The sequence below is a fragment of the Methanocalculus sp. genome (assembly GCF_030651615.1).
Classification (GTDB): domain Archaea; phylum Halobacteriota; class Methanomicrobia; order Methanomicrobiales; family Methanocorpusculaceae; genus Methanocalculus.
This window is the reverse complement of record NZ_JAUSCG010000190.1, coordinates 1-5610: the sequence shown is the minus strand read 5'-3', so window position 1 is coordinate 5610 and position 5610 is coordinate 1. Positions and strand designations below refer to the sequence as shown.

Annotated in this window: 6 protein-coding genes; 3 read left to right on the top strand and 3 right to left on the bottom strand. The window is 48.5% G+C overall.

The annotated features are described in order from the left end of the window. From Q7V06_RS08295 to Q7V06_RS08285, 3 genes are all read left to right on the top strand, one after another. The coding region (locus Q7V06_RS08295; RefSeq protein ID WP_304840481.1) for a transporter substrate-binding domain-containing protein at positions 1-1131 on the top strand (1131 nt) is incomplete at its 5' end. A 171-nt stretch (positions 1132-1302) separates the two neighbouring features. Further along, complete coding sequence (locus Q7V06_RS08290) at positions 1303-1737, top strand: DUF3795 domain-containing protein (protein WP_304840479.1); 435 nt, start codon at positions 1303-1305, stop codon at positions 1735-1737. Positions 1738-1763: 26 nt separating this feature from the next. Further along, positions 1764-2147 (top strand): VOC family protein, encoded by a 384-nt coding sequence (locus Q7V06_RS08285; RefSeq protein ID WP_304840477.1) that lies wholly within the window; start codon positions 1764-1766, stop codon positions 2145-2147. 318 nt (positions 2148-2465) lie between these two features. On the opposite strand, the gene Q7V06_RS08280 is transcribed toward Q7V06_RS08285, so the two are convergent. The 3 genes from Q7V06_RS08280 to Q7V06_RS08270 form a co-directional block, all read right to left on the bottom strand. Continuing rightward, entirely contained in the window at positions 2466-2960 is a 495-nt protein-coding gene (locus Q7V06_RS08280; protein ID WP_304840475.1) for a chemotaxis protein CheD, read from the bottom strand. 19 nt (positions 2961-2979) lie between these two features. After that, on the bottom strand, positions 2980-3597 hold the full coding sequence (locus Q7V06_RS08275) for a chemotaxis protein CheC (protein ID WP_304840473.1): 618 nt from the start codon (positions 3595-3597) through the stop codon (positions 2980-2982). Positions 3598-3600: 3 nt separating this feature from the next. Further along, positions 3601-5610 (bottom strand): chemotaxis protein CheA (locus tag Q7V06_RS08270; RefSeq protein ID WP_304840471.1); only part of this gene is annotated, 2010 nt, incomplete at its 5' end.

The following is a 5610-nucleotide window of genomic DNA, read 5'->3' as shown; positions in this document are numbered from 1 at the left end:
GTGACAGAAGAGTATCCCCCATTCAACTATATCGAAGACGGGGTTGTCAAAGGGATCTCTGTTGATATCCTGCTTGGAGCACTTGAAGAGATGGGAACTCCGGTATCAGGAGATCAGATCCAGGTGCTGCCATGGCATATTGCCTATGATACCGCCCTCTCAGAGAAGAATACCGTCCTCCTCACGATAGTCAGGTCCCCGGAGAGAGAAGAGCTCTTCAAATGGGCGGGACCGTTTGTATCTATTGCTTTTGTTCTCTTTGGAGATGTGCATGAGGGCGTTACCATATCCACACCGGATGACCTGAAAAAGTACCGGATCGGGGTCGTGAAGGACGATTATGCAGGAATTTTGCTGAAGGAGAACGGAGTTTTGGAGTCAAACATCATTGAAGCCGAGGATGTACTGACACTCATCTCTCTCATCCATGATGGGACAATTGATCTCTTCTGTTATGGAGATATTGCCGGCAGGTACTTCATCGAAAAGGCAACTAATGATCCTGACCAATTCGGGATTGTCTACAGATTTGAGAGTTATGATCTCTACTTTGCCTTCAACAGGGAGACACCCGATCTTCTTGTCGAGGCATTCCAGGAATCCCTTGACACCCTCCGTTATCAGCCCGACCAGACCGGAGTAACAGAATACCAGCGTATTCTGTACAGCTACATTGGCGTTTCTTACCTCCCCAATCCATCGGTCACAAGAGAACAGGTGATCGACCTCGTCGACCGTACGGCTGATGCAATAGAGACGGACACGCCCGGCACCTTCGCCAGGATCAATGCCGGTGAGCATCCGTTCTGGGACAGAGAGAACAGGGCACTCTATGTCTTTGTATATGACACCAATGTGACGATCGTTGCCGAGGCTGACAACCCACGTCTTATCGGGGTGAATATGAGAGGGAAGACGGATATTGCAGGCACGCCTTTCCGTGACCAGATCACCGATAGTGCCCTGACAGAAGGTTCCGGCTGGGTCGATTACAAATGGATGATCCCTGAGATGAACGGGATCTATCATAAATCAGTCTACTTCAAACTGACCGAGGGGAGCGATAATAATCAGTACATTGTCATCAGCGGACTGTATAGTGTAAACCCAAATCCTGCCCCCCAGGATTGAGATTGAATAACCAGAAGAACGTTTCCGGTGGGGTATATCCCTCCAAATATATTTTTTTCTGATCTGAGATGAGACATCGCCCCTTCTTTGAGTTCAACAGCACTTCTCTAATCTTTAAGATATAAAAACGCCAATGGAACGTTCATGCACGACATTCTCAGGCTTCCTGATATGATGGCTCCGTGCGGTGTCTATTGTGGAGCATGCCCCTCTTATGGGAAGACGTGCAGGGGGTGTGGATCAGAAGATCGAAACCAGAAACGCACAAGCAAGTGGAACTGTTCAATTCGCTGGTGCTGTCTCCTCGAAAAAGGTCTCAACCTCTGCTCACAATGCTCTGATTTTCCCTGTAATCAAATCGGAAAATTCCGAAACTCACATCCAAAGGATGAGAAGTACCGGTATCGCCACGAGATCTACCAAAATCTTTCGGAGATCCAAAAGCAGGGTATCGAAGAATGGGTCAGAGACCAGGAAGAGAAGTGGCGCTGCCCCGTCTGCGGTGGCAGAATCATATTCTACCGGTACTGTTGCACCGGATGTGGATATGAAGCCGGATCACCTCGTGGTCAGGTACAGAATGGAAACGATGATCCAAAAGCATAATGTCGTCTGAAATACCATTCAGAATCATGCCGACGTTTGTTCATATCGATATCGCAGCAGAGAATGTTGAACGGGCAAAAAAGTTCTATGAAACGCTCTTTGGCTGGAAATTCTATTCTCCTCCGGGTTATCCGGGCTATTATCTCTTCGAGACAACCGACGAAAACGGGGCAGGACCAGATAGTGTTGCACCGCTCATCGGAGGGGGGCTCGGACGGCGTGAATTGCCTGAGCAGCGGATCACCTGCTATATTGGTGTTGATGCAATCGCCCCATACCTGAAAAAGATCGAGGAGTTGGGGGGGAAGATTACAATGCCATATACGGAGCTTCCTGGATATGGTGCCCTTGCCAACTGCGAAGATTCCGAGGGTAATCTCTTTGGTCTGTTTGAGGAGCAGAAGAAGTAACCGGATATCAGAAAAAATCCGGGCATACCACGATGGTTTGAACAATCCGGGTGGAATAGATGAGGGGGTGTATGACCCTCTCTGTGCATGGACACCTCGTCCCTGTCCCCTTTCTCCCCTTAACCATCTACTCAGGCAAATTCCCGCATATCCGGTTGAACGTGAGATAAGTTCTTAGAATATCTCCCATTCATATCTCTTAATCTGATAATGTCGATAAAGCAGGATGCTCCGATGAAAAGAGTTTGATAACACAAATAAACGTATGGAAGCGGCTTGCCACACCTGGAGCCATTGATGGCATAAAAAATAGACTATTCAGATCTCCGAGCAGGCACCGTCTGCCCTTCGGACTCGTACAATAAAACCGTTTGCCGCACAATACGTGACGGTACGGCCTTTATTGCCTCCTATATCCTCACCCGTTATTCGGATCTCATAGTTTTTTAAGTACATCTTGATCGCTTCGATATTTCGAAGGCCAATGGAGAGGTTCCCGCTGAAGTTTGCAAACATCTGTGCACCACCAACGAGTTTTGCCTGAAGTGTCTTTTTTGAACACCCTTTGGCAGTGAGCTCCTTCATAAGGACCTCAATAGCAGTATCTGCATATTTACCCGGCCGATCACGTTTACCTCCACTCTCTGGAAGCATAATATGCGCCATACCGCCGATCCCAAGACGGGTGTCATGGAGAATGAGACCTATACATGATCCAAGACCAATGGAGGTCATCGGTTCCACTCCGACATGATAGTCACCGATGCCGATCATGATCGCTTTGGGATCACTCCGGGACAGATTAACATCCATTCAATGACTCCGGACTCATTCAAATGTGGGACTTGAGTAGTTGATCCATCATCTCAAGGATCCGCGCAAGTGTGGTCATCTCCGGGAGCATCAGAAGATCTCCATTGATCGCATACTGGTCACAGACAAGTTTTGTATGGAAGAAGACAACCTCATTCACATCCATCGCAACTTCAGCAAGAAGCTGTTCGATGGCAGCATGCCCCATATCGATCACGAGGATCGGGGGGGAAGGAAGCATAACAAGACCGAGGAGTTCTGCGGTGGCATCGAGAAATGCCGAGACCATGATATTGCCGATCTCATTTAATGCACTCTCATCCATCTCATTAATCTCACGCTCCTCATCAGTCATTCCAAGCATGGTGTTTGTCATCCTCATTGCCGAGGAGAGTGGCATGAGGAATATAACGTAACCTCCATGTTCAATCTCACCCTGCATCTCAAATATGACGAGTGCAGAGAGATCATCTGTAACATGTTTGTAAATGTCTGCCAGATCAACGATCTCAACCGAAGGAACGGTCATCTCGATCTGGCCCATCAACATCTGCGAGAGCGTCGTTGCCGCATGGGAGGCCCCGATGTTTCCAAGTTCGCCCAACGCATCAATCTGTGCAGGAGTTAGAATTGCCATAAATTACACCATTGTATTTACATCAAGTACCGGAACAACATGCCCATCTCCAAGGATGGTGATGCCGGAGATCCCCCGGATTATTCCTATGATAGAACTCAGCGGCTTAACCACCACTTCCTGCTGGCCCTCAACGAGATCGACAGAGATGCAACACCTGTGATTATCGTACTGCACGACAACCAGGATCTCAGTCTGATCCGACTGACCAAACATATCCTCAAGCATATGGAGAGGCAGCACCTCATCTCTAAGGAGGATAGATTCCTGTGTTCCGATACGGTGGATATTCTCTCTTTTGATACTTGCCACTTCAACGATGGCACTGATCGGAATCGCAATCCTCCGATTATTGAGTCTGACGATCATCACCTCGACGATTGCCATTGTTGGTGGGAGGAGGAGTGAGAAGGTAGACCCCTTCCCCTCATGTGAATCAACCCGGATCGATCCCTTCAGCGATTCGATGGCACTCTTGACGACATCAAGGCCAACTCCACGTCCACTGATATCGGTGATCGTGTCAGCTGTACTGAATCCGGCATGGAAGAGGAGATTTATCGCCTCCTCCTTCGTCATCAGATCGCCCTGCTCAATGGATAGGATCCCTTTATCGATCGCTTTCCTCTTCACCTTCTCCACATTAATTCCGGCACCGTCATCTCTAAGTTCTATGATGACGTTGTCACGATCCCGGCGTGCAGAGAGGTGGACGAGTCCCTTTGCTGGTTTATTGCAGGCAACCCGACTCTCCGGTGGTTCGATACCATGGTTGACAGCATTTCTGATAAGGTGAAGAAGGGGATCATTTAATCCGTCCATCACGCTTCGGTCAAGTTCGGTCTCTCCCCCCTCCATTACAAACTCGACATCTTTACCATCATAATGGGCGGTATCCCTCACCACTCGTGGAAGTCGGTTAAAGATATGGCTTAAGGGGATCATCCTGATATCCATCATCAGGACCTGGAGTTCAGAGACAGACCGGTCGATCATGCCGATCGCCTCTTCCATCTCCTTTATCTTGTTCTTCTCAGCGATCTGCTTGAGACGTCCCCTGTTGATGACGAGATCCTCAATCAGGTTCATCATGCGGTCAAGCTGCTGAATATCAACTCTGAGGTTCTTGATCTCCCGGTTCTTTGACTCTGCTTTTTTCTGTGGTTCTTTCCTGGTCTCAGGTGATAGCGTTGTTTGCTTCTCCTGTGATTCCCCGGGTATCATATCAACCGATCGGATCTCAGGAACCATGGCGGCTCTCTTAACAGACTCCTGATCCCGATCTGTTGCAAACTTCAGATGGAAGACAGAATCAAATGCACCATCCTCGATCGCCTCACGGGAGGGATCGAAAGAGATGATCGTCCCTATCTCCTCCAGACGATCGATTGCAAGACAGGCACGAAGACCCTTCATCATCGAGGTCTCATCCACGGTGATGATCATCTGGTAGATGGGGAGTTTTACCGGTACCGTCTCTTCAGGAGCGATCTCAAGGACAGTCACCTCAGAAATCTCAGTACCTTCAGCCGCAGAGAGTAGTGCATCTCTCCCGGCATCACTCTCCATCTCAATGGTGAGAACTCCATTAAATAAATCAGCCTCTCCTTCGAGCTCTTTGAGAGGAGGGTCCGTCTTAAGAACTGTGCCGAACTGTTCGAGATTTCCGACCACGATCAATGCCCGGACATCCTTCATGAGAGATGATTCTTCAACGGTGATCTGAATACGCCATCGTGGAATGGTTGAAGAGAAGATCAAATCCTTGGAGTCGGAACTATCTTTGAAATCAACTTCTGATGGGATTTTTTCAGCCTGAACTCCACCTCCGGTTGATTCTTTCAGAGCAGAAACGAGATCGTCAACATGTACTGAGGAACTGTCGCCACCTTCTTCAATCTCATCGATCATCTCTTCGATGAGATCAACTGTTTTCAGGAGTAGATCCATCAGACCCTGTGTTACCGAGAGTTCATTGTTCCGAATTGCCTGGAAGACATCTTCCATCGCATG